We start from the raw sequence: 21,722 nt of genomic DNA, 5'->3' as shown, positions 1-21,722 counted from the left end.
GAGGGGGACAGTCCGGTCACGCCAGCAGATGTTGGCTTCTTAGATTTTCTCAATGCGCCGCGCCCCAGCTTGGGCCGATGCCGATTTCCACGCCCAGCGGTACGGACAGGCTGACCATCGGTTCGGCGGCGCTTTCCATGACCTGGCGGATCACCTTGCTGGCGGCTTCGACATCGGCTTCGGGCAGTTCGAACACCAGTTCGTCATGCACCTGCAGCAGCATGCGCACGCGCGGCAGGCCGGCGGCCTCGAGCGCCGGGCCCATGCGCGCCATCGCCCGCTTGATGATGTCGGCGCTGGTGCCCTGGATCGGCGCGTTGATCGCGGCGCGTTCGGCGCCCTGCCGTTCGTGCTGGACCGGTGCCTTGATGCGCGGGAACCAGGTCTTGCGGCCGAACAGGGTTTCGGTGAAGCCGTTGGCGCGCGCCTTTTCCAGCGTCTCGTTGATATAGACGCTGATGCCGGGGAAGCGCTCATAATAGCGGCTGATCATGTCCTGCGCCTCCTCGGCGCTGATTTCCAGCCGGCCGGCCAGGCCCCAGCGCGAAATGCCGTAGAGGATCGCGAAGTTGATGGTCTTGGCGCGGCCGCGCGTGTCGCGATTGACCTCGCCGAACAATTCCATGGCCGTGCGGTTATGAATATCTTCGCCCTGCTCGAACGCGTCCTTGAGCGCGGGGACATCGGCCATGTGCGCGGCCAGCCGCAGTTCGATCTGGCTATAGTCCGCCGCCAGGATGACATTGCCGGGTTCGGCGACGAAGGCATGACGGATCTGCCGGCCGATCTCGGTGCGGATTGGGATATTCTGCAGGTTGGGATCGGTCGAGGACAGGCGGCCAGTCTGGGCGCCGGTCAGCGAATAGCTGGTATGGACCCGGCCGGTGTCGCGGTTGATCTGCTGCTGCAGCGCGTCGGTATAGGTCGACTTGAGCTTGGAAAGCTGGCGCCATTCCAGCACCAGTCCGCAAATGGCGGAGCCTTCGGCTTTGAGCTTCTCCAGCACGGTGACGTCGGTGGAGTAGGTGCCGCTCTTGCCCTTCTTGCCGCCTTTGAGGCCCATTTCATCGAACAGCACGACGCCCAACTGCTGCGGCGATCCGATGGTGAAGGGATGGCCGGCGAGTTCGTGGATTTCGGCTTCAAGGCCGGCGATCGACTGCGAGAAGCTGCCCGATAGGCGTGACAGGGCTTCGCGGTCGACCTTGATCCCCTGGCGCTCCATGCCGGCCACCACCGGGATCAGCGGCCGGTCGACCAACTGGTAGACCCGCGTCGCGCCCTCGGCCGGCAGGCGGCCCGACAGCTTGTGCCACAGACGCCAGGTGACCTCGGCATCCTCGGCGGCATAGGCGGTGGCCTTGTCGAGCGGCACATGGGCGAAGCTGATCGCCTTCTTGCCGGTGCCGGTCACTTCCTTGAAGCTGATGCATGTGTGGTTGAGGTGGACGCTTGCCGCCTCGTCCATGCCATGGCCGCCCAGCGACTTGCCGGCGTCGAGGTCGAAGCTCATCACCATCGAATCGTCGATCGGCGTCACCTCCAGCCCGACGCGGGCGAGGACGTTGAGGTCATATTTGATATTATGGCCGACCTTGAGCACCGCATCGTCGGCGAGCAGCGGCTTGAGCAACCGGATGGCGTCGTCGAGCGGGATCTGCTGCGGCACTTCGCCGAACATGTCGTCGGCGGAGCGATGGGCGAGCGGGATGTAGCAGGCGCGGCCCGGCCCGGTGGACAGGCTGATGCCGACCAGGCCCGATTCCATGCTGTCGAGCGCATCGGTCTCTGTATCGACCGCGACCACGCCGAGCGCGCGGGCTTCGTCGATCCAGACCTGCAGCGCCTCGACCGTGGTGACGGTTTCATAGAGGGCGCAGTCGATCGGCGGATGCTCGACCTCGACCACGGGAGGCGGCGGTGGCGCGTCGGCGCTGCCGGTCGCCGCGGCCGTGCTGGCGAGCGCAACCGCAGCGGCCGGCGCGCCCAGGCGGTTGAGCAGGGTCTTGAAGCCATGATGCGACAGGAAGGCCTGCAACGGCTCCTTGGGAATGCCCTTCAAGGTCAGGTCGTCCAGCGGCTCGGGCAGGTCCATGCTGTCATGCAGCGCGACCAGTCGGCGCGACAGCCGCGCCATGTCGGCGTGGGCGATGAGGTTTTCCTGCATCTTCGACTTCTTCATCGCGGGGGCCGCGTCCAGCGCCGCTTCCAGCGTGCCATATTCGGTGATCAGCTTGGCCGCGGTCTTGGGGCCGATGCCCGGCACGCCCGGCACATTGTCGACGCTGTCGCCCATCAGCGCCAGCACGTCGCCCAGTTGTTCGGGCAGCACGCCGAACTTGCCCATGACATAGTCGGCGCCGCGCCGCTCATTCTTCATCGTGTCGTACATGTCGACGCCGGGCTGGATCAGCTGCATCAGATCCTTGTCGGAACTGACGATGGTGACATGCCAGCCGGCGCGCACGGCGGCCTGGGTGTAGCTGGCGATGATGTCGTCGGCTTCGAACCCGGCTTCCTCGATGCAGGGGAGCGAGAAGGCGCGGGTGGCGTCGCGGATCATCGGGAACTGGGGCACCAGATCCTCGGGCGCGGGCGGCCGGTTCGCCTTATACTGATCATACATGTCGTTGCGGAAGGTGTGGCTGCCCTTGTCCAGCACGACGGCCAGATGGGTCGGCCCCTCCGCCTTGCCCAGCTCCTCGGCCAGCTTCCAGAGCATGGTGGTATAGCCATAGACGGCGCCGACTGGCTGGCCGTGCTGGTTGGTGAGCGGCGGAAGCTGGTGATAGGCGCGGAAGATATAGCCGCTGCCGTCGACCAGATAGAGATGATTCTGCTGAGACATGGGGCAGGGGATAGCGGGGTTTGGCCCGCCGCTCCAGTGCCGGGCGCTTACACGCCGCCGCTCTCGCCGCTGGCCGGGGCGGTCACTTCGTCGGCGCGCCGGCGGCTCAGCAGATGGCCGACCAGCAGCACCGGCATCAGCACGGCCATGCCGATGAAGATCGCCATCAGCCGCTCGACGCCCGGTTCCAGCACCAGCTGGTCATAGCGGTCGGGCACCAGCATCACCAGCACCGCCAGGGTGAACTGGGTGCCGACATAGCGATGGGTCGGATCGCCATTTTCCAGATGCCGGCCCAGCATCACGCCGATCGCGGTGGCGCCGAGCAGCAGCGTCATATTGTCGGCGCCCGCGACCAGGAAGAAGGCGGCGAACAAGGCGCCGCCGATGCAGCCGATCATGCGTTGCAGGATGCGCTGGCTGACCGGGGCGAGGCCGCTCGACCCGATGCCGGTGACCGGCAGCAGCATCACTGCCATGATCATGATCGCCCCCTGCGCCAGCGCGGGTACGGGAATCCAGGCATTGAGCGCCACCAGCAGCGCCAGCGCCACGCCGGCCTGCAGCGCATGGCGCAGCGAATCCCCGTGCCAGCCCGCGCCGGTCGCGGCGGGCGTGCGCTTGGCCGGCCAGCGGCGGCGCAGGGTCAGGGTGGAGGCCAGGCTGACGATCAGGCTGGCGGCGATACCGGCGAGCGTTTCGAGCACGCGGGTCTGGACGAATTCGGGCAGGGCGATCGCAGGATGCTCGATCTTGTCGAGCACGACCATCGCATAGGTCAGTCCGAAGAAGAGCCAGGCATAGGAGCGGCGCGAGGTGATCGCGGCATAGAGGCTGATCGTCCCCATCAGCGCCAGCGCAGCAGCAGCGGCGGGCCAGTAGCCGACAATGAAGGGCGCGCTGCCCAGCGCGATCAGGCCGCCCGCGACCGTGCCGATAATCCGCAGCACGCCGCGCGCCAATGTTTCAGCGGCATGGCCGCGCATGACCATATAGCCGGCAAAGGCGGCCCAGGAGACATGGGTGGCGCCCAGCAGATGGGCGAGCAGGATCGCGCCCAGCACCGACAGCGCACATTCCAGTTCATCGATGGTGCGCGGCGTCACGCGGTCGAGCAGCGAGGAAAAGGGGCGCGGCATAGGGACTTAGTGCCGCAGCGGGACAGTAAAGGCCAGCGCGGGATATTTGCCGCTTCCTATCCGTTTCGTTGCGCTGGAAACAGATTGGGAAGGGGAGGGCGTATGATGCGGGCATGGGGGGCGGCGATGCTGCTGGCGATGGCGGCGCAGGGCAGCGCGGCCTGGACGCAGGACGCGCGGGAATTCTGCGCCGACCGGCCGGGTCTGGACACGCCGCCCTGCACCATGGCGCCGGGCAAGGTGCAGGTCGAACTGGGGCTGGGCGACTGGACCCGCGAGCAGGATGCGGAGAGCCGCATCGACACTGTGAACTTCGGCGACGCACTGCTGCGCATCGGACTGACCGACAGCCTGGAAGCGCAACTGGGCTGGACCGCTTTTGGCCATGTGCGCACGCGCGATCGCGTGACCGGTGCGGTCGAGAAGGACAGTGGCATCGGCGACATGCGCGTCGCGCTGCGGCAGAATCTGCGCAATCCGGATGGTTCGGGCTTCTCGATCGCGGTCATGCCCTATGCCAGCCTGCCGACCGGCGGCGACGCGATCGGCGATGGCGACTGGGGCGCCGGGATGCTGGTGCCGATCAGCTATGATCTGGGCCAGGGTTTCAGCCTGCTGGCAACGCCGGAAGTGGATGCGGCGGTCGATGAGGATGGCGATGGCCGGCATCTGGCCTATGGCAGCGTCGCCGGGCTGGGCTTCGATATCAGCGACAGCCTGTCCGGATCGATCGAGGCGTCGCTGATGCGCGACGATGATCCCGACGGCCATGCCACCCAGGCGCTGGCCGGCCTGTCGCTCGGCTGGCAGGCGGGCGACGACATGCAGTTCGATGCCGGCGCCAATCTGGGCCTCAACCATCACAGCCCCGACGCCGAACTCTATGTCGGCCTCGTCAGGCGCTTCTGATCGTCACCGTTTCTCGTGATTGGCAACCACGGCGCGCGATACGGCCTGCATCAGCTGCCAGCGTTCGGGGATCGACACGGTGGTGCTGCCGATCATCACCGCAACCGCATAGCTGGTGCCGTCGGGCGCGGTCATGATGCCGACATCGTTGAAGCCGGTCGATCGCGGCGGCAGATCCTGCCCGGTGCCGGTCTTGTGCATATAGGTCCAGCTATGCGGCACGCCGCCCTTGATCCGCTGCGGCCCGGTCTTGGCTTCCTCCATGAAGTTCATCAGCACGCGGGCCGATGCGGAGGACAGCATGTCGCCTTCCTTGAGCTTGGCCAGCGCCTGCACGATCGACGCCGGCGCGGCGCCATCGGGCGGGCTGGCGAGATAATTGTCGAGCGCCTTCTGCCGCACCGACATGGGGAGCGCGGCGCGGGCGGCGTAGAAATTGCGGCCGATCGAATAATCCTGCCGCCAGTCGAGGCCGGCGGTGGTCGATTGCAACAGCCGTTCGCCCGGACCAAAGCGGATATTGGCGATGTGGCGGCGTGCCAGATAGCCACGCACCGCGTCCGGCCCGCCGACCGCGCGCAGCAGCGTGTCGTTGGCGGTATTGTCGCTCTGCGTCATCGCGCGGCGCATCAGGTCGGAATAGGTGGTGGTCCAGCCGCTCGATCCCACCATCGCCGCGCTCGGCTGGTGGAACAGGGTCAGATCCTTCTTCGTGATGGTGGTCGAATCGGCGAGGCGGATCTTGCCGCGATCGACCGCATCGAGGAAGGTCATCGATACCCACAGCTTCGACACGCTCTGCTGCGGGAACAGGGCATTGCCATTATAGGCGACGGTCCAGTCCGCCCCGACCCGGCGCACCGCGATGCCGACCTTGCCCCGAAAGCTCTGGCCCAGATTCTGGATCACGCTGACGAGTGCGGGCGAAGGCTGCTCGCGCTGGTCGATATCCTTGAACGGGGCGGGGGGATTGGCGACCTGCTTGATCGGCCATGTGTTGGTCGTGGGCTGCACCGTCTGGCGCGGCGGATTATTCGGTCGCGCGCTGCTGGCCTGGGCACCCGGCTGGGGGGGCGCGCCGACGCAGGCGGACAAGGCAACCACCGCAAGCACAAGGCGCGACGAGACGCGCCTGCTATCATTCGAACTCATCACTAACCCCGCACTTCAAGCCGTTACAAGGCGCGGCGACCCGCATTGTAGGCAAGGACGATGCGACGAATGATTCCACAATTGCGATGTAAGGAGTCTGAACGGCGGAACGGCGCTCAGTTGCGGTTCAGCGGCGGGGCGGCAATAGGGAGCGGATGACGGATGGACTGATGGATCGACGCAGCCTGCTCTGCGGCGCGGGCGCGCTTGCAGCGGGATGGGCGATGCCGGCACTGGCGGCGGATTTTGCCTCGCGCCGGATCATGGTGACGGTGCGCGGCAGTGGCCGGGACGTGCTGCTGATCCCCGGCCTTGCCAGTGGTCCGGGCATCTGGAACGGCGTGACGGGGCAGATGCCGGGCTATCGCTGGCATCTGGTCCATGTCCGCGGCTTTGCGGGGCTGGCTGCCGACGCCAATGGCAGCGGGCCGGTGGTGCAGCCGGTGGCGGACGAGATTGCCCGCTATATTGCCGCCGCGGGACTGCGGCGACCGGCGGTGGTCGGGCACAGCATGGGCGGCACGCTGGCGATGATGCAGGGCCTCAGGGGCCTCGCCAGCCGGGTGATGGTGGTCGACATGCTGCCCGCCGGGGCGGCGATGGTCGGCGGCACCGCCAATGGCATGGGCTATCTGGCCGACCAGCTCAGCCAATATTTCACCGGCACGGCGGCCGGGCGCCGCTACCTCGCCCAGATCGTCGCGCAGGCGCCGGGGGCGGAGGGCAGCAATCCGGAGGTGATCGCCACCGCGCTGCGCGACCTGGCCAATACCGACCTTGGCCCGCAGCTCGGCCGGATCGGGGTGCCGATGTCGGTGGTCTATGCCGTCGGCACGGACCAGGCCCAGTCGGTCGAGATCACCCGGCGCTTCCGGGCTGCCTATGCGGCCAAGAAGGACGCGAAGCTGCTGCCGATCGGGCCGAGCGGCCATGTCGTGATGGCCGACCAGCCGACCCGGTTCAACGCGGCGCTGGGCAATTTCCTCAAGGGCGTTTGACCTCGATCAAAGCGCCGGTCTGCATCGGCGCTAATTTGGTCGGCGAGACGACGCCCCTGGCGTTTGCTCCTCCTCCCTTCAAAGGCGCGGCTGCCCGGCCGCGCCTCTTTTTTGGGTCAGGGCGCCAGCACCGTGTCGACGGCTTGCGCCAGCGTTTCGGGATAGTCGAGCGTGTAGTGCAGGCCGCGGCTTTCCTTGCGATGGAGCGCCGAGCGGACCACCAGCCGGGCGACTTCGAGCAGGTTGCGCAGCTCGATCAGGTCCGGCGTCACGCGGAAATTACCGTAATATTCATCGACTTCCTTCGACAGCAGGTCGATGCGATGCTGGGCGCGCTCCAGCCGCTTGGTGGTGCGGACGATGCCGACATAGTCCCACATGAAGCGGCGGATTTCCTTCCAGTTATGCTGGACGATGACTTCCTCGTCGCTGTTGGTGACGCGGCTCTCGTCCCACGGCCGGATCGGCGGCGGGGCGGGCAGTTCGTCCCAATGGGCGCGGATATGCTTGGCCGCCGCCTCGCCGAAGACGAAACATTCGAGCAGCGAGTTGGAGGCGAGGCGATTGGCGCCGTGCAGGCCGCTTTCGGTCACTTCGCCAGCGGCATAGAGGCCGGGCAGGTCGGTGCGGCCGTCCAGGTCGATGATGACGCCGCCGCAGGTATAATGCTGCGCCGGGACGACCGGGATCGGCTCCCTGGTGATGTCGATGTCGAGATCGAGCAGCCGGGCATAGATGGTCGGGAAATGCTGCTTCACGAACTCGGGCGGCTTGTGGCTGATGTCGAGATGGACATAGTCGAGGCCCAGCCGCTTGATCTCATGGTCGATGGCGCGGGCGACCACGTCGCGCGGCGCCAGTTCGGCGCGGGGATCGAAGCGGGGCATGAAACGCTCGCCGCCGCCCGGCACGCCGGGGGGGAGTTTCAGGTGGCCGCCTTCGCCCCGCACCGCCTCGGTAATCAGGAAATTCTTGACCTCCAGATTATAGAGGCAGGTGGGGTGGAACTGGTTCATCTCCATGTTCGACACGCGGCAGCCGGCGCGCCATGCCATGGCGATGCCGTCGCCGGTCGCGCCACGCGGCGCGGTGGAGAAGAGATAGGTGCGGCCCGCGCCGCCGGTGCACAGGATGGTCGCGCGGCCGAGGATCGCGTCGACATGGCCGGTCTGCTTGTTGAAGGCATAGACGCCCCAGACATGGCCGTCGCCCGAATAGCGCTCGCCATGGCGCGAGGTGATGAGGTCGACCGCGACCATATCCTCCATCAGGGTGATGTTGGGATTGGCGCGCGCGGCCTTGAGCAGCGCGACCTGAACGGCATGGCCGGTGGCGTCGTCGACATGGACGATGCGGCGATGGCTGTGCCCGCCCTCGCGGGTCAGGTGCCAGCGTTCGCCGAACTCGTCGCCATCCCCCTCTTCATTGGGATTGAAGGGCACGCCCAGTTCCGCCAGCCGCTCGATCGCGGCGGGGGCTTCGGAGACGACGAACTCGACCGTGTCCTGATCGTTGAGGCCGGCGCCCGCGACCATCGTGTCATGGACATGGGCCGCAAAACTGTCACCCGCATCGAGTACCGCGGCGATGCCGCCCTGCGCCCAGTTGGTCGATCCGCCATCCAGCGCGCCCTTGGCCAGCACCACCACCTTGCGGTCCTGCGCGAGGTTGATGGCGGCTGTCAGCCCGGCCGCGCCGGAACCGATGATGACGACGTCATGGGTGATGGTGGGCATTATCTACTCTCTCCCTTCCGCTTGAAGGGCCACTTAAAGAAGCTGTGCTGAGGGCGTGGGGGTGATTTTGGTTCGATGACGCTCCAGTTGGGGCGACGGCCATCCATTTCCCATAAATCATGGCGAAAGCCCGTGACGCTCTGCGCCAGTTCGATGGGGATGTCGAATATGAAATCGACTTCTGCACTGCCTGCATCTTCTGCCTTCTGTTCCTCGAACAGGCGATCTCGGATTGCCGGAAACGTGGCTGGCAGATCGCCAGTCATGGATAGATTGTGCAGGTCTGTCTGCGCATCATGCGACAGGCTCCACATTTCAATCCCATCTTTGGCACCATGGGCGGCGCTGAACATCAGGCCTTCATGCAACTGGCAGGCGATTGTCCTCTTGGTCGGGAAGGGCAGTTTGACAGATTGCGTCTCTATCCAGCCAAAGTCATTCGACCAGATGATGCTCCATCCGTTTGGCAGTTGGGCTGCGGAAAAGGGCGCTTCGTTCGCTTCGTCCGATGCACCGGTATCATGAAAGCCAAGCGCATCGAGCAGAGTGGCCTTGTCGAGCGCTTCAAATGCCAGCCATGAAATCTTGAAGCCCACGGTTCCTTCCCCCCTTATTATCTACGCCGCCGCCGTCAGGTTGAGGAAGACATCCTCCAGGTCGGGGTCGCGGGTGACGACGTCGACGATGGCGAGGCCGCCGGCCTGCACCGCGCTCAGCACCTGGCCGGCATTGGCGCGGTTCTTCATATAGGTGATGGTGAGGGTGCGCTCGTCGGTCAGTTCGACCTTCTCGAAGCTGGGGTCGCTCGGCGGGGCGGTGATGTCGCGGTCGACGGTGACCTGCACCACCTTTTCCTGCGCCATCGCGATCAGCTCGCGGGTGGGTTTGTCGGTGATGACCCGGCCATGGTTGATGATGCCGATGCGGTCGCACAACTCCTCGGCCTCTTCGAGATAATGGGTGGTGAGGACGATCGTCACCCCCATGGCGTTCAGTTCCTTCACATAGGCCCAGAGCTGCTGGCGCAGTTGCACGTCGACGCCGGCGGTGGGTTCGTCCAGCACCAGGATCGGCGGCGAATGGACCATCGCCTTGGCCACCAGCAGCCGGCGCTTCATGCCGCCCGACAAAGTGCGGGCATAGGCATTGGCCTTGTCCTCCAGATGGACCGCGCGCAGCAACTCCATCGAGCGGCGTCTGTCCTTGGGCACGCCATAATAGCCGGCCTGGTTCTCCAGTGTCTCGAACGGGGTGAAGAAGGGATCGAAGACAATCTCCTGCGGCACGATGCCGATGCTGTTCTTCGCATTGCGGGGATTGGCGTCGATGTCGAAGCCCCAGATGCTGGCGGAGCCGCTGGTCTTGTTGACGAGGCCGGCGAGGATGTTGATCGTGGTCGACTTGCCGGCGCCATTGGGGCCGAGCAGGCCATAGATCTGGCCGCGCGGGATGGTGAGGTTGATCCCGTCGAGCGCGCGCTTGCCGCCCTTATAGACCTTGGTCAGGTCGCGGATCTCGATGGCGGCTTGCGCAGGCTGGTCGGTCATGGCTGATCTCTATGGGGATCGAAGCGGGGGAAGGGAAGGGGGCGAAACGACGCGACAGTTGAAAGTTCACAGTGTCGTGCGTCGCGATTTCCGGGCGATTTCGGCGGAAACGCGCCTGTAACGCGCCGGTGACGCGACACGGAAGCGACACTGGGGTCACGCCGAAGCGACACCGAAGCGACAGCGACGCGACAGCCAGACGACAGGGACGCGACATTTATCGGCCGATCGGGCCTTTATGCGGGCGGATCGGCGCGAGCGGATCGGCCCGGCGGGCGGCATGGAGCGCCAGTGCGCTGGCCCAGCTGCGATCGAAGCCGGTGCCGGCCAGGCGATCGCGCAGCCGGTGCGCGCTGGAGCGGGACATGCCGACCATCTGCGCGGCATGGCTGATATTGCCGGTTTCGAGCAGCGCGGCGAGAAAGCGGCGCTGGCGATCGGGCGTCCATTGGCGGCGCGCGCGCCGGGGTGCGGGGATGGGCGGATTGGGGATGGGCTGGTCCATCCGACAGGATAGATCAGGAAAAGCGCGTGTAGGAAAGGTGGGAGGTTCGCCTGTCCGTGAAGGTCCAGGCGAGGCCCGGCTGGCCTATTTGAACGAGGCCAGGCATTCCACTTCGAGCGGGGCGCCGAGTGCCAGGCCGTCGGCGCCGAAGGCGCTGCGGGTGGGCAGGCGCTTGCCCTCGAAATAGCTGACATAGGTGGTGTTGAAGCGCGGCCAGTCGGCCATGTCGTCCAGCATCACCGTGCATTTGACGACATGGCCGAAGTCGAGGCCATTATCCTTCAATATCTTGCCGATCGAATCCATCGCGTTGCGGACGGCGGCGTCGAACCCTTCCTTGTGCGGGTCCATGCCGTCGGGCACCTGGCCGATCTGGCCCGACATGTAGAGCATGTCGCCGACCCGGATCGCGGGCGAGAAGGGCAGCTTGGCCGGCAGCGGCTTCTGCGCGGCGGCGGGGGCGGCGATCATGAGGCTGGCCAGAAGGGCGGGGGCGAGCAGCTTTTTCATCATAGGGCTCCGAAAAGGATCAGACGCGGGGCAGGGCGGCGATCAGCCGTTCGACATCCCTGTCATCGTTGAACACCGATGGCGAGATGCGGAAATAATTGTCGTGGACGGACAGGCGGACCTGTGCCCGCGCCAGCGGATCGGTGAGCAGGCCCTTCGCATTGGGCAGGACGCAGCTCAGCAGCGGGCTGGTCGTGCCCGGCGGGGTGATGAGGCGATAGCCCTTGCGCGGCAGCTCGTCGCGCAGCTGGCCGATCAGCGTCTGGGCATGGGCCTGGATCGCCGGGACGGTGAGGGTCGAGATATAGCTGATCGAATGATCGAGCATGGCGCTGATCGCCTGGGCATAGGTGCCGGTGCCGAAATGGCCGAGCGCGCCGGGGCGGGCGACATAGCTGGTCGGCGCATCGCCGGGCGGATCGAGCGGGAAGACATGGGTTTGCGGCGGGGACAGGCCGATGCCGGGCGGCGCACCGGGCGCGGCAAAGCCATAATAGCCATATTCGGTGCGGGGCAGCCGATCCGCGACGCCGCGCCGGACATAGAGGAAACCCAGGCCAAAATCGCCCATCAGCCATTTATAGGTGGCGCAGGCGGCGAAATCGACGCCGCTGTCATGCAGGTCGATCGGCACCGCGCCGGCGGCATGGATGATGTCGGCATAGACGAGCGCGCCGACCTTGTGCGCCATCGCGCTGATCGCCTTCAGATCATGCTGGAAGCCGTTATAGGTGGAGACGGCCGAGACGCTGACCAGCTTCGTTCCCGGCGTGATGGCGCGGGCCATGTCCTCGGGGGCGATGCGGCCCTCGCGCGCCTGGACCCAGGCGACGTCGACGCCCTGTTTCGCCATCTCCTGATACATGGGGAAGGCGGCGTAGAAATGGAGCGTGTCGGTGACGACGCGGCCGCCCTCCTTTGGCAAGCCGAGCGCGCGCAGCACCGCCTGTTCGCCCATGGTGGTGGACTGGACCCAGGTGATCTCGTCCGCATCGGCGCCCATCAATGCAGCGAATTTCGCGATCAGCGCGGCGCGATCGACCGGCTTGCGCGCGGCGGCGACCGGATCGAGCGTGCGGCCGGCGAGATAGGCGTCGGCGGCGGCTTTGGCGCCGAGGCTCAGCGGATGGGTGGAGGCGCTGTCGAGATAGGCGAGCGGGGTGGCGGCGAAGCTGGCCTTGTCGGGGAGCGATGGCGGCGCGGCGACGGCGCGGGCGGCCTGCGCGGCGATCGGCACGGCGAGCGCTGCCCCCAGCGCCTGGCGCCGGCTGAGGCTCATGCCATGATCCGGGCGAGCGCGGTCTTGAACGCCTGCATCTCCGCCGGCGTGCCGAAGGAGACGCGGACCCAGTCGTCCATATGCTTGCGCGGGCCGCCGATGAAGATCTTTTCCTTCGCCAGCGCGGCGGTGACATCGGCGCCGGGGCGACCGACATGGATCATCGCGAAGCTGGTCTGCGACGGCAGATATTTGAGGCCGCGCGCGTCGAGCCAGGCAAAGAGATCGTCGCGCACCGCTTTGTTATAGGCCTTGCGCTGGGGCAGCAGCGTGGGATCGAGCAGGCTGGCCTCGGCCGCGACCACGGCGGGCATTGGCGTGATGTTGACGCCATAGTCGGCCATGCCGTCGAGCAGATCCTTGCGCCCGGCGATCAGGCCGCAGCGCAGGCCGGCCAGACCGTAGATCTTCGAGAAGGTGCGGGTGACCAGCACGTCCGCGCCCTTCGCGACCAGATCGAGGCAGCTCTGCGCATCGCTATAGTGGATATAGGCCTCGTCGACGAGCAGCACGGAACCGGCCGGCTTGTTGGCGAGCAGCCATTCGATGTCGGCGCGCGGGATCGGCAGGCCGGTCGGGTTGTTGGGATTGCAGAGATAATAGACGCCGGCGTCCGGCGCGGCGGCGAGCAGCTTGCGGACATCGGCGGTGAAGTCGCCGGCCAGCGGCAGGGCGACGGTGCGGGTGACCGGCTGGTTGCCCTTGCCCAGGAACCCCTGGTCGAAGGTCGGCTCGAAATAGGCGATCGGGCGGGTTTTCGACGAGTAGGTCAGCGCGACCGAGCGCAATGGCATGAAGGAGCCGGGATGGACCTGGACCTGGTCGGGCGACAGGCCGTTCTGGCGGGCGAACAGGCTTTCCAGCTTCGAGGCGAAGGCCATGCCATAGCGGCCGGCGAGCGGATCGAGCCCGGACAGCGCCTGCAGCGCGGCGGGGGCGGGGCCGAGCGGGTTTTCGTTGCTGTTGATGAAGATGCCGTCGGTCAGCGTGGCGACCATGGCCTTGGGATCATCACTCATCGCCACCTTGCGGTCGCGCTGGGCGAGGGCGGGTGCCGCGCCGGCTATTGCCGCCGCGCCCATGGCGCCGCGCATCAGCATGCGACGGCTGAGAGTGTCCGGACGGTCGGTCATGGTTTTCGCTTCCCCCTGATGGGGATCGAGGCATCGATCCACATCCCTATTATTGTTGCCGCGTTCTGCGAGCCCCCGGTCGTGCCGACCGGCTTCAGAACGCTAACAAAGCAAAAGGGCCGGTCTCCTGGGAGACCGGCCCTTGTGTTCTAGCCTATCAGAACTTGAAGTCGATACGCGCGTAATAATAGCCGCCCGAGGTGCCGTAGGGGCCAAAGCCATAGGGGCTGTTATAGGTGGTCGACCCGTTGATATAGGGCGAGGTGCCCGCCGGGATCGTCACGCCCTTCAGCAGGGCCGGCGTTTCCGGGATCTTGTCGAACAGGTTGTTCGCGCCGAGCGAGAAGGTCATGGCGTCGTTGAACGCATAGCTGACTTCCAGATCGGTGATGCCGGTCGGCTTGACCTTCGCTTCATAGATGGTCGGCAGGCCGGCGGCGATCAGCGAAGCGTTCGACACGCCCGGCTGCACCAACACGCTGGTCTTGCCATAGAAGGTCTCGCGCAGGTTGACCGTGAAGGCACCGCTCTTGAACAGGGCGCCCAGCACGACCTTATAGTCGGGCGAAGCGTCTTCGACATAGCTTTCAGAGATATTGCTGAAGACCGTCGGAATCTTGTTCTTGGTGATCTTCGTCTTGTTGTAGTTGGCCGAAACCGACAGGTTCAGGCTGCCGAAGTCCAGAGCCACCGGATAGGCGGCCGAGAAGTCGATGCCCCAGGTGCGGGTGTCGATGCCGTTGGTGAAGCTCTGCGCACCGATGTTCGGCAGCGCCGCGTCAAACACCACGCCAGCTGCCTGCAGTGCCGAGATGATTGCCGGGGCTTCCGCCGTCGCAACGCCGCCCTGGACGGCATAACGGGCCGCGGTCAGGGCAATGCGATCCTTGATCTTGATGAGATAGCCATCAAGCGTGACCGCGAGCTTGGGGATCGGACGGAAGACGAAGCCGCCCGAGAAGTTGGTCGACTTTTCCGGCTTCAGCGCGGAGAAGCCCAGCAGGGTCGCCGCAGGCGAACCGGCCGGCAGCACCGCGACGGCGCTGGTCGGGCCGACGGCCACGGTCGAGTAATGCTGTTCGGCCAGCGTCGGCGCACGGAAGCCGGTGCTGACGGTGCCGCGGATGGCGACCGCATCGCTGAAGTCGAAGCGGGTGGTGGCCTTGCCGATCAGCGTGTCGCCGAAATCCGAATAATCTTCGTAACGGCCGGCAAGGTCGACGGTCCATTTTTCGACCGGGTTGACGATGACGTTGATGTAGCCGGCCTTGGCACTGCGGTTCCAGTCGCCCGCGTCGCTTTCCTTGTAGCCCGGGAAGGACTGAACGCCGGTCTTGTAGGTGGAATAATAGTCGCCCGCGACGATGGTGTAGGTGTCGCGGCGATATTCGCCACCGAAGGCGAAGGTCAGCGGATCGGCCAGGCCAAGATCGAATTCCTTGCGGATGTCGGCCGTGACCGTGGTCTGGCTCAGGCGGAAGCCGCCGTCATAGGCCGAGTCCGGCGTGTTGGGCAGGACGCCCGAACCGTTCAGATACTGGGCATAGGTTTCCTGCCAGACTTCGCGATGGGCCGAATTTTCGGTCCAGATCTCGTTCTTGTCATGGCCATAGGTGGTCGACAGGTCATAGTTCCAGCCGCCGCCAAATTCGCCCTTGGCGCCGACGGTGAAGCTATATTCGTCCTCGGTCACATGCTGCAGCGGCACCATGCCGACGACGCCGGTATTGCCATAGCAGATGCTGGGATCATAAGCCGCCGTGGTGACGCTGCCGCCCAGATTGCCGCTTTCGTAGCAGACGCGCTTGGGGTGGCGATAACCCTGCTTAGCATAGCCGATGCGGCGGGCATAGTTACCGAAGCTGTAGAGTTCGACGCCGCCGAAATCATAGCCCATATTGTAGAAGAATTCGGTCAGATAGGTCTTGGGCTGGCCGCCGTTGATACCCGCCAGCGCGTCGCCGGTCAGGTTCGACCATTGTGCGGGAGCGTTGGGCTGCAGCGAACCGTCGAGCTGCGTCACCTGAACCTGGCCGGTGCCGGTGGTGGTATAGTCCTGACGACGGTGGAAACCGCTGAGGTTGAAATAGCCATCCTCGCCCAGCTTGAAGCCGACATTGCCCGAGACCGAGAAGGTTTCGCCTTCGCTGTCGTAATTCTGGCCGCCGGTGATCTTGAAGCTGCCGCCTTCGGTATCGTCCTTCAGGATCAGGTTGATGACGCCGGCGATCGCGTCGGTACCGTAAACGGCGGCGGCGCCTTCCTGCAGGATTTCGATGCGTTCGACAGCATCAGGCGGAATGAGGTCGAGGCTGGGCGCGGCGGAACCGCCGAACGGGCCGGTGGCGACCTGAAGAATGGCCGAGCCGTGGCGACGCTTGCCATTGACCAGCAGCAGCGTGTGGTTGGGGCTCAGGCCGCGCAGACGGGCCGACAGCGAGAAGCTCGACATGTCGGTGCCCTGGGTCTGGGCGGTGAAGCTGGGAACGATCTGGGTCAGCGCCTGGTTGAGGTTCGGCTGACCGACATGGGCGATGGCTTCTTCGCTGAGCACCTGAACGGGTGCGGCAGCTTCGGCGGCCGACATGCCGACGGCACGGGTGCCGGTAACGATGATGGCTGCACCTTCATCGGCCTGCGGTTCCTGCGGTGCTTCCTGCGCCATGGCGCAGGCCGACCAGGATGTCGCAATCACGAGAGAAAGCTTGAGCGCGGAAAGTCTCTTCATTCTATGCCCCCTGATATTGTCATTATCTTGACACTCGGAGGGACGAACGATCTGCGGACTATCCTCTATTGCGCCGCACAAAATTTAAGTAAAAGTGACATATTTCACGCATATTTCAGCGACTGAACTCTGTAGCATATTTTTTGTTGCATCAATGTCGCAATGTTCAATTTTGCATTTTTCATGTGAATTTTGCAATCAATTGGCATGGCGGATTTTTGGTTATTGTTCGTTGTTGATTTACTTGTGCCTCATTCGCCCTTGGCCATAGCGATGAGCTTGCGGGCCTCTGCGCCGGTCCAGTCCATCGCGCCGACGACGCGGGCGACTTCCTTGCCCTTGGCATCATAGAGGACGGTGGTCGGCAGGACGCCGGTGGCATAGCCGAGGCCCAGCTTGTTCTCCGGATCGGTCCAGCCCTTGAGGTGGGGGAGCTTGTGCTTGGCGAAGAAGGGCTTGATCGCGGCCTGGCCCTGCACGTCCTGCGAGATCGTCAATACCGCCAGGCTCCTGTCACCTTCGCTGTCACTTTGCGCGGCGAGGGCATCGAGCGTCGGCATCTCCGCGACGCAGGGGGCGCACCAGGTCGCCCAGAGATTGACCAGCAGCGGCCGGCCGGCAAAGTCCTGCAGCGTCGCCGTGCCGCCCTGCGGATTTTCGAACGCGAAGACTGGCGCGGGCGTGCCCGCCTTGCTGCGGTCGATCGTGTAGTTGAATTCGCCCTTGGCGCTGCCGCCGGCAGCGGGTTGCACCTCGTCGCCTGTCACCTCGCCGCTGGCGCTCGCATTGGCTTGCCCCGCGGGCGGGGATTGCCTATCGCATGCCGCCAGCCCAGCCAGCAGGAGCAGTGTCATTACCGAGCGCAAGGACGATATCATGGAAGCAGGCTCCAACAGCATGTGGGGTGGCCGGTTCGCGGCCGGCCCGGCATCGATCATGCGTGAGATAAATGCCTCCATCCCCTTCGACAAGCGCTTGTGGAAACAGGATATCGCCGGGTCCAAGGCGCATGTCGCGATGCTGGCCAAGCAGGGCATCGTCGATGGCGAGGATGCGCAGGCGATCACCGAGGGGCTGAACCGGATCGCGGAGGAATATGAAGCCAATGGCGTTCCGGTCAATCTGGACCTGGAAGATATCCACATGGTCACGGAGTCGCGGCTGGCCGAACTGATCGGCCCGGCCGCCGGACGCCTGCACACCGCGCGCAGCCGCAACGACCAGGTGGCGACCGATTTCCGCCTGTGGGTCCGCGACGCCATGGATGAGGTGATGGCGGGCCTGGCCGGGTTGCAGCAGGCGCTGCTCGCCCGCGCCGAGGAACATGTCGATGCGGTGATGCCGGGCTTCACCCATCTCCAGTCGGCGCAGCCGGTGACGCTGGGCCATCATCTGATGGCCTATTATGAAATGGTGCGGCGTGACCGCAGCCGCTTTGCCGATGCGCGCGTGCGGCTGGACGAATGCCCGCTGGGCGCCGCCGCGCTGGCCGGCACCGGCTTCCCGATCGATCGCCATGCCACGGCGGCGGCGCTGGGCTTTGCCAAGCCGACCGACAACAGCCTGGACAGCGTGTCGGACCGCGACTTCGCGCTCGACTATCTGATGGCCGCGACCCAGGCGTCGCTGCACCTGTCGCGCCTGGCCGAGGAATTCATCATCTGGGCGAGCCAGCCCTTCGGCTTCGTCAAGCTGCCCGACGCCTATTCGACCGGCAGCTCGATCATGCCGCAGAAGCGCAATCCGGACGCGGCCGAACTGGTGCGCGGCCATGCCGGCCGCATCATGGGCTGCATGAATGCGCTGTGCGTGACGATGAAGGGCCTGCCGCTCGCCTATTCCAAGGACATGCAGGACGACAAGCCGCCGGTGTTCGAGGCGCATGACCTGCTGGGCCTGTCGATCGCCGCGATGACCGGCATGATCGAGACGGTGACGTTCCGCACCGACCGGATGCGGGGGCTGGCCGAAAGCGGCTTTGCCACCGCGACGGACCTGGCCGACTGGCTGGTGCGCGAGGGCGACATTCCCTTCCGCGAGGCGCATCATATCACCGGTCGTGCGGTGGCGGCGGCGGAGGAAGCCGGCGTGCAGCTGGCCGACCTGCCGCTCGAAACGCTCAAGGCCATTGATGCGCGTATCGACGATCGCATCTATGCGGTATTGACGGTCGATGCGTCGGTCGCCAGCCGCAAGAGCCATGGCGGCACGGCGCCCGATCAGGTGCGCGCGCGGATCGCCGCGGCGCGCGCGACACAGGAGTGAGGCAGATGGCACGGCATGTCCGCAACGGGCTGATGATCGGGGCAATGGCGCTGGCGCTGGCCTCCTGTGGTGGCCGTGAATCGCTCAAACCCGTGGCGGGGCAGAAATTGCCCGCCGTGCCGGTGGGGGCGGCGACCGCGCCGACCGCCGCCGACATGATGGATCCGGGCACCCAGGCCCGCCCGGAACGTAATGTCGAACTGCTGACCCAGTCGCGCCAGCGCGGCAATGACGAGTTCGACCTGCCGCCGGAAAGCCGGCCGCAACAATAGTCCCTATTCCCGCAAGGATCAGACCTTGGACCATTTCGATTATGTAGACGGCACCATGCATGTGGAGCAGGTGCCGATGACGGAAATTGCGCAGCAGGTCGGCACCCCGGTCTATGTCTATTCGACCGCGACGCTGGAACGCCATGTCGGCGTGTTCCGCGAAGGGCTGTCCCAGCTCGACAATCCGCTGATCGCCTTTGCCGTGAAGGCCAATCCCAACGCCGCCGTGCTGGCGACGCTGGCGAAGCTGGGGCTGGGCGCGGACGTGGTGTCCGGCGGCGAATTGCAGCGCGCCGTGGCCGCGGGCATTCCGGCCGATCGCATCGTCTTTTCGGGCGTCGGCAAGACCGCCGAGGAAATGAAGCTGGCGCTGGAGCTGGGCATTTTCCAGTTCAACCTGGAAAGCGAACCGGAAGCGGAAATGCTGTCGCAGGTTGCGGAGTCGATGGGTCGGAAGGCGCCGGTCGCCTATCGCATCAACCCTGATGTCGACGCCGGCACCCATGCCAAGATTTCGACCGGCAAGTCGGAAAACAAGTTCGGCATCCCCTATGACCGGGCGCTGGAAAGCTATGCCGCCGCGCGCGACCTGCCGGGCCTCGATGTCCAGGGCGTCGCCGTGCATATCGGCAGCCAGCTGACCGACCTGGCACCGCTGGAGGCGGCGTTCGTCAAGGTTGGCGCGCTGATCGCGCAGTTGCGCGCGGCCGGTCATGACATCCGCACCGCCGATCTGGGTGGCGGCCTGGGCGTGCCCTACGACCCGTCGCAGCCGCTGCCGCCGAGTCCGGCCGATTATGGCGCGATGGTGACGCGGGTGACGCAGGGCTGGGATGCGCGGCTGATGTTCGAGCCGGGCCGGGTGATCGTGGGCAATGCCGGTGTGCTGCTGTCGAAGGTGATCCGCGTCAAGCAGGGCGCACAGGCGCCGTTCGTGATCGTCGATGCGGCGATGAACGACCTGATGCGCCCCAGCCTCTATGACGCATGGCACGATATCCGCGCGGTGGCGCCGGACGGCAACCGGATCGCGTCGAACGTGGTCGGGCCGGTGTGCGAAACCGGCGATACCTTTGCCATGGGCCGCGACATGGATGTGGTGGCGGCCGGTGACCTGCTGACCTTCATGACGGCCGGCGCCTATGGTGCAACCATGGCGGGCACCTATAACAGCCGATCGCTGACCCCCGAGGTGCTGGTGTGGGGCGACAAATGGGCCGTGGTCCGCGCGCGTCCGCCGATCGAGGCACTGATCGCGGGCGACCATATCCCCGACTGGGTGGCTGGCTGATGCACAGCCTGCCCGTCTTTCTGCGGCTGGAGGGGCGGGCGGTCATCCTGACCGGACAGGGCGAGGCGGCCGATGCCAAGCGCCGGCTGCTGGAGCGCGCCGGCGCGCGCATCGTCGGCGAGGATGATGCGGATGCGCGGGTCGCGATCGTGTCGGATGGCGACGCGGCGGTCGTGGCGCGACTGCGCGCGCGCGGCGTGCTGGTCAATGCGACCGACAAGCCGGACCTGTGCGATTTCACCCTGCCGGCGATCGTCGATCGCGACCCGGTGCTGATCGCGATCGGCACGGGTGGGGCGTCGGCGGGGCTGGCGGCGGCGCTGCGGCAGCGGATCGAGGCGCTGTTGCCGAGCGGGCTGGGCGATCTGGCGCGGGCGCTGTTTGCGGCGCGGGGGCGGTTGCGCGACCTGTGGCCCGATACGGGCGCGCGGCGGCAGGCGATCGGCAAGGCGCTGGCGCCGGGCGGGGCGATCGATCCGCTGGGTTTCGATCCGGATGTCGACGTCTGGCTGGCGGAAAATCCGGAGGCGGACAATAGCGAGCTATATCTTGTCCGGCTGACGTCGGCCGATCCCGACGACCTGAGCGTGCGCGATGCGCGGATGCTGGCGCTGGCGGACCGGGTCTATCATGATGCGTCGGTGGCGCCGGCGATATTGGACCGGGCGCGGGCGGATGCCGAGCGGATCGCGGCGGATGGTCCGCCCGAACGGCTTGAAACCGGCCTCAGTCTGTGGCTCAGTTCTGCCGCGCGCTGAGGCGGGCGACTTCATCCTGCAAGGCCTGGATCGAGGAGACGAGGCGGGCGCGGTCGAGCTGCATTTCCTGCAGGGCATCGCGGGTTTCGCCCAGTTCCACGGCGCGGCGGGCGATGCGGGCGTCGAGTTCGGCATTGTGCCGGCTGAGCATGCCGAGCCGTTCGGCGCGGGCGCACAGATGGCGCAGCCGCGCATCGAGCAGGTCGAAATCGAACGGCTTGACGATATGGTCGTCGGCGCCGGCCTCCAGCACTTCGACGGCGGACTGGCTGTCGATGCGACCGGTCAGCATGACGATGCAGGCATGGGGGGCGAGGGCGGTGGCGCGGATGCGCTTCATCGTCGTCACGGCGGGCAGCATCAACAGGTCCATGTCGATCAGGATCAGGTCGACCGGACGCGTGACCAGCAGGTTGAGGGCGATGAAGCCATTTTCGGCCAGCACCACGTCATAGTTAAGCCGCGACAGGCGGCGGGCGATGACGGCGCGGGCGGTCGCATTCTCGTCGATCAGCAGTACGCGCAGCCGACGCGAGGCTGTGGCCCCGCTTTCCGGCTGTTCCGCGATGATCTGATGAAGGGGCTTGCGCTTGAAAAACGGCATTGGATAGCAACTCCTGCGATCGGCAGGATAGAAGCTGGCGGCAAAGAA

Annotated in this window: 19 protein-coding genes; 6 read left to right on the top strand and 13 right to left on the bottom strand. The window is 65.8% G+C overall.

Features of this window, described 5'->3' with window-relative positions:
* Positions 1–49 precede the first annotated feature (49 nt).
* Together polA and U0025_RS14480 are read right to left on the bottom strand one after the other, a co-directional pair.
* Positions 50–2,848 (bottom strand): DNA polymerase I, encoded by a 2,799-nt coding sequence (gene polA, locus U0025_RS14485; protein ID WP_004208129.1) that lies wholly within the window; start codon positions 2,846–2,848, stop codon positions 50–52.
* 47 nt (positions 2,849–2,895) lie between these two features.
* Complete coding sequence (locus U0025_RS14480; RefSeq protein WP_004208128.1) at positions 2,896–3,987, bottom strand: FUSC family protein; 1,092 nt, start codon at positions 3,985–3,987, stop codon at positions 2,896–2,898.
* Positions 3,988–4,092: 105 nt separating this feature from the next.
* On the opposite strand from U0025_RS14480, the gene U0025_RS14475 reads away from it, so the two are divergent.
* On the top strand, positions 4,093–4,896 hold the full coding sequence (locus U0025_RS14475; protein WP_037491700.1) for a transporter: 804 nt from the start codon (positions 4,093–4,095) through the stop codon (positions 4,894–4,896).
* Between the two features lie 3 nt (positions 4,897–4,899).
* On the opposite strand, the gene U0025_RS14470 is transcribed toward U0025_RS14475, so the two are convergent.
* A complete protein-coding gene (locus U0025_RS14470; protein ID WP_004208126.1) occupies positions 4,900–6,048 on the bottom strand; it encodes a serine hydrolase in 1,149 nt (382 codons plus the stop codon).
* 155 nt (positions 6,049–6,203) lie between these two features.
* On the opposite strand from U0025_RS14470, the gene U0025_RS14465 reads away from it, so the two are divergent.
* Positions 6,204–7,046, top strand: a complete 843-nt coding sequence (locus tag U0025_RS14465) for an alpha/beta fold hydrolase (protein ID WP_004208125.1) — start codon at positions 6,204–6,206, stop codon at positions 7,044–7,046.
* Between the two features lie 116 nt (positions 7,047–7,162).
* On the opposite strand, the gene nadB is transcribed toward U0025_RS14465, so the two are convergent.
* The 9 genes from nadB to U0025_RS14420 form a co-directional block, all read right to left on the bottom strand.
* The gene (nadB, locus tag U0025_RS14460; protein WP_004208124.1) at positions 7,163–8,782 is read right to left on the bottom strand and encodes an L-aspartate oxidase; all 1,620 of its coding nucleotides are present in this window, start codon (positions 8,780–8,782) and stop codon (positions 7,163–7,165) included.
* Positions 8,782–9,378 carry a hypothetical protein gene (locus U0025_RS14455; protein WP_004208123.1) on the bottom strand — a complete coding sequence of 199 codons (597 nt, stop codon included), beginning with the start codon at positions 9,376–9,378 and terminating at the stop codon, positions 8,782–8,784. Before U0025_RS14455 ends, nadB begins: the two co-directional genes overlap by 1 nt.
* A 21-nt stretch (positions 9,379–9,399) precedes the next feature.
* Positions 9,400–10,329, bottom strand: coding sequence for an ABC transporter ATP-binding protein (locus U0025_RS14450; protein WP_004208122.1), 930 nt, complete (start codon positions 10,327–10,329; stop codon positions 9,400–9,402).
* A 217-nt stretch (positions 10,330–10,546) separates the two neighbouring features.
* Positions 10,547–10,834, bottom strand: coding sequence for a terminase small subunit (locus U0025_RS14445; RefSeq protein WP_004208120.1), 288 nt, complete (start codon positions 10,832–10,834; stop codon positions 10,547–10,549).
* 84 nt (positions 10,835–10,918) lie between these two features.
* Entirely contained in the window at positions 10,919–11,344 is a 426-nt protein-coding gene (locus U0025_RS14440; RefSeq protein WP_004208119.1) for a RidA family protein, read from the bottom strand.
* A 19-nt stretch (positions 11,345–11,363) separates the two neighbouring features.
* Positions 11,364–12,623 carry an aminotransferase class V-fold PLP-dependent enzyme gene (locus tag U0025_RS14435; protein WP_004208118.1) on the bottom strand — a complete coding sequence of 420 codons (1,260 nt, stop codon included), beginning with the start codon at positions 12,621–12,623 and terminating at the stop codon, positions 11,364–11,366.
* Positions 12,620–13,756 (bottom strand): aminotransferase class I/II-fold pyridoxal phosphate-dependent enzyme, encoded by a 1,137-nt coding sequence (locus U0025_RS14430; protein WP_004208116.1) that lies wholly within the window; start codon positions 13,754–13,756, stop codon positions 12,620–12,622. Before U0025_RS14430 ends, U0025_RS14435 begins: the two co-directional genes overlap by 4 nt.
* A gap of 157 nt (positions 13,757–13,913) precedes the next feature.
* Positions 13,914–16,484, bottom strand: coding sequence for a TonB-dependent receptor plug domain-containing protein (locus U0025_RS14425; protein ID WP_004208115.1), 2,571 nt, complete (start codon positions 16,482–16,484; stop codon positions 13,914–13,916).
* A 251-nt stretch (positions 16,485–16,735) separates the two neighbouring features.
* Positions 16,736–17,338, bottom strand: a complete 603-nt coding sequence (locus tag U0025_RS14420; protein ID WP_037490426.1) for a TlpA family protein disulfide reductase — start codon at positions 17,336–17,338, stop codon at positions 16,736–16,738.
* Positions 17,339–17,381: 43 nt separating this feature from the next.
* Here U0025_RS14420 and argH point away from each other — a divergent pair, with 43 nt between their 5' ends.
* From argH to U0025_RS14400, 4 genes are read left to right on the top strand one after another with little or no spacing between them, the layout of a single operon-like run.
* Positions 17,382–18,749 (top strand): argininosuccinate lyase, encoded by a 1,368-nt coding sequence (gene argH, locus U0025_RS14415; RefSeq protein ID WP_004208113.1) that lies wholly within the window; start codon positions 17,382–17,384, stop codon positions 18,747–18,749.
* A 5-nt stretch (positions 18,750–18,754) separates the two neighbouring features.
* Positions 18,755–19,021, top strand: a complete 267-nt coding sequence (locus U0025_RS14410) for a hypothetical protein (protein WP_004208112.1) — start codon at positions 18,755–18,757, stop codon at positions 19,019–19,021.
* Positions 19,022–19,046: 25 nt separating this feature from the next.
* Positions 19,047–20,312: a diaminopimelate decarboxylase gene (lysA, locus tag U0025_RS14405; RefSeq protein ID WP_037491698.1), complete on the top strand. Its 1,266-nt coding sequence runs from the start codon at positions 19,047–19,049 to the stop codon at positions 20,310–20,312.
* Complete coding sequence (locus tag U0025_RS14400; protein ID WP_004208110.1) at positions 20,312–21,070, top strand: precorrin-2 dehydrogenase/sirohydrochlorin ferrochelatase family protein; 759 nt, start codon at positions 20,312–20,314, stop codon at positions 21,068–21,070. Before lysA ends, U0025_RS14400 begins: the two co-directional genes overlap by 1 nt.
* Here U0025_RS14400 and U0025_RS14395 read toward each other — a convergent pair.
* Positions 21,051–21,674, bottom strand: a complete 624-nt coding sequence (locus U0025_RS14395) for a response regulator transcription factor (protein WP_004208109.1) — start codon at positions 21,672–21,674, stop codon at positions 21,051–21,053. The two genes, U0025_RS14400 and U0025_RS14395, sit on opposite strands and share 20 nt — an antisense overlap.
* Positions 21,675–21,722: the final 48 nt, after the last annotated feature.

Origin of the sequence: Sphingobium yanoikuyae (assembly GCF_034424525.1) — a bacterium.
GTDB classification, from domain to species: domain Bacteria; phylum Pseudomonadota; class Alphaproteobacteria; order Sphingomonadales; family Sphingomonadaceae; genus Sphingobium; species Sphingobium yanoikuyae.
This window is presented reverse-complemented; position numbering and strand designations above follow the sequence as displayed.

Excerpts from the sequence above, each read along its gene's own strand:
- U0025_RS14435 (WP_004208118.1), bottom strand. The coding sequence starts at position 12,623 with ATGAGCCTCAGCCGGCGCCAGGCGCTGGGGGCAGCGCTCGCCGTGCCG.
- U0025_RS14450 (WP_004208122.1), bottom strand. The coding sequence starts at position 10,329 with ATGACCGACCAGCCTGCGCAAGCCGCCATCGAGATCCGCGACCTGACC.
- U0025_RS14445 (WP_004208120.1), bottom strand. The coding sequence starts at position 10,834 with ATGGACCAGCCCATCCCCAATCCGCCCATCCCCGCACCCCGGCGCGCG.
- U0025_RS14470 (WP_004208126.1), bottom strand. The coding sequence starts at position 6,048 with ATGAGTTCGAATGATAGCAGGCGCGTCTCGTCGCGCCTTGTGCTTGCG.
- U0025_RS14400 (WP_004208110.1), top strand. The coding sequence starts at position 20,312 with ATGCACAGCCTGCCCGTCTTTCTGCGGCTGGAGGGGCGGGCGGTCATC.
- U0025_RS14475 (WP_037491700.1), top strand. The coding sequence starts at position 4,093 with ATGCGGGCATGGGGGGCGGCGATGCTGCTGGCGATGGCGGCGCAGGGC.
- polA (WP_004208129.1), bottom strand. The coding sequence starts at position 2,848 with ATGTCTCAGCAGAATCATCTCTATCTGGTCGACGGCAGCGGCTATATC.
- U0025_RS14440 (WP_004208119.1), bottom strand. The coding sequence starts at position 11,344 with ATGAAAAAGCTGCTCGCCCCCGCCCTTCTGGCCAGCCTCATGATCGCC.
- U0025_RS14410 (WP_004208112.1), top strand. The coding sequence starts at position 18,755 with ATGGCACGGCATGTCCGCAACGGGCTGATGATCGGGGCAATGGCGCTG.
- U0025_RS14430 (WP_004208116.1), bottom strand. The coding sequence starts at position 13,756 with ATGACCGACCGTCCGGACACTCTCAGCCGTCGCATGCTGATGCGCGGC.
- U0025_RS14465 (WP_004208125.1), top strand. The coding sequence starts at position 6,204 with ATGACGGATGGACTGATGGATCGACGCAGCCTGCTCTGCGGCGCGGGC.
- argH (WP_004208113.1), top strand. The coding sequence starts at position 17,382 with ATGTGGGGTGGCCGGTTCGCGGCCGGCCCGGCATCGATCATGCGTGAG.
- U0025_RS14420 (WP_037490426.1), bottom strand. The coding sequence starts at position 17,338 with ATGACACTGCTCCTGCTGGCTGGGCTGGCGGCATGCGATAGGCAATCC.
- U0025_RS14395 (WP_004208109.1), bottom strand. The coding sequence starts at position 21,674 with ATGCCGTTTTTCAAGCGCAAGCCCCTTCATCAGATCATCGCGGAACAG.
- U0025_RS14480 (WP_004208128.1), bottom strand. The coding sequence starts at position 3,987 with ATGCCGCGCCCCTTTTCCTCGCTGCTCGACCGCGTGACGCCGCGCACC.
- nadB (WP_004208124.1), bottom strand. The coding sequence starts at position 8,782 with ATGCCCACCATCACCCATGACGTCGTCATCATCGGTTCCGGCGCGGCC.
- U0025_RS14425 (WP_004208115.1), bottom strand. The coding sequence starts at position 16,484 with ATGAAGAGACTTTCCGCGCTCAAGCTTTCTCTCGTGATTGCGACATCC.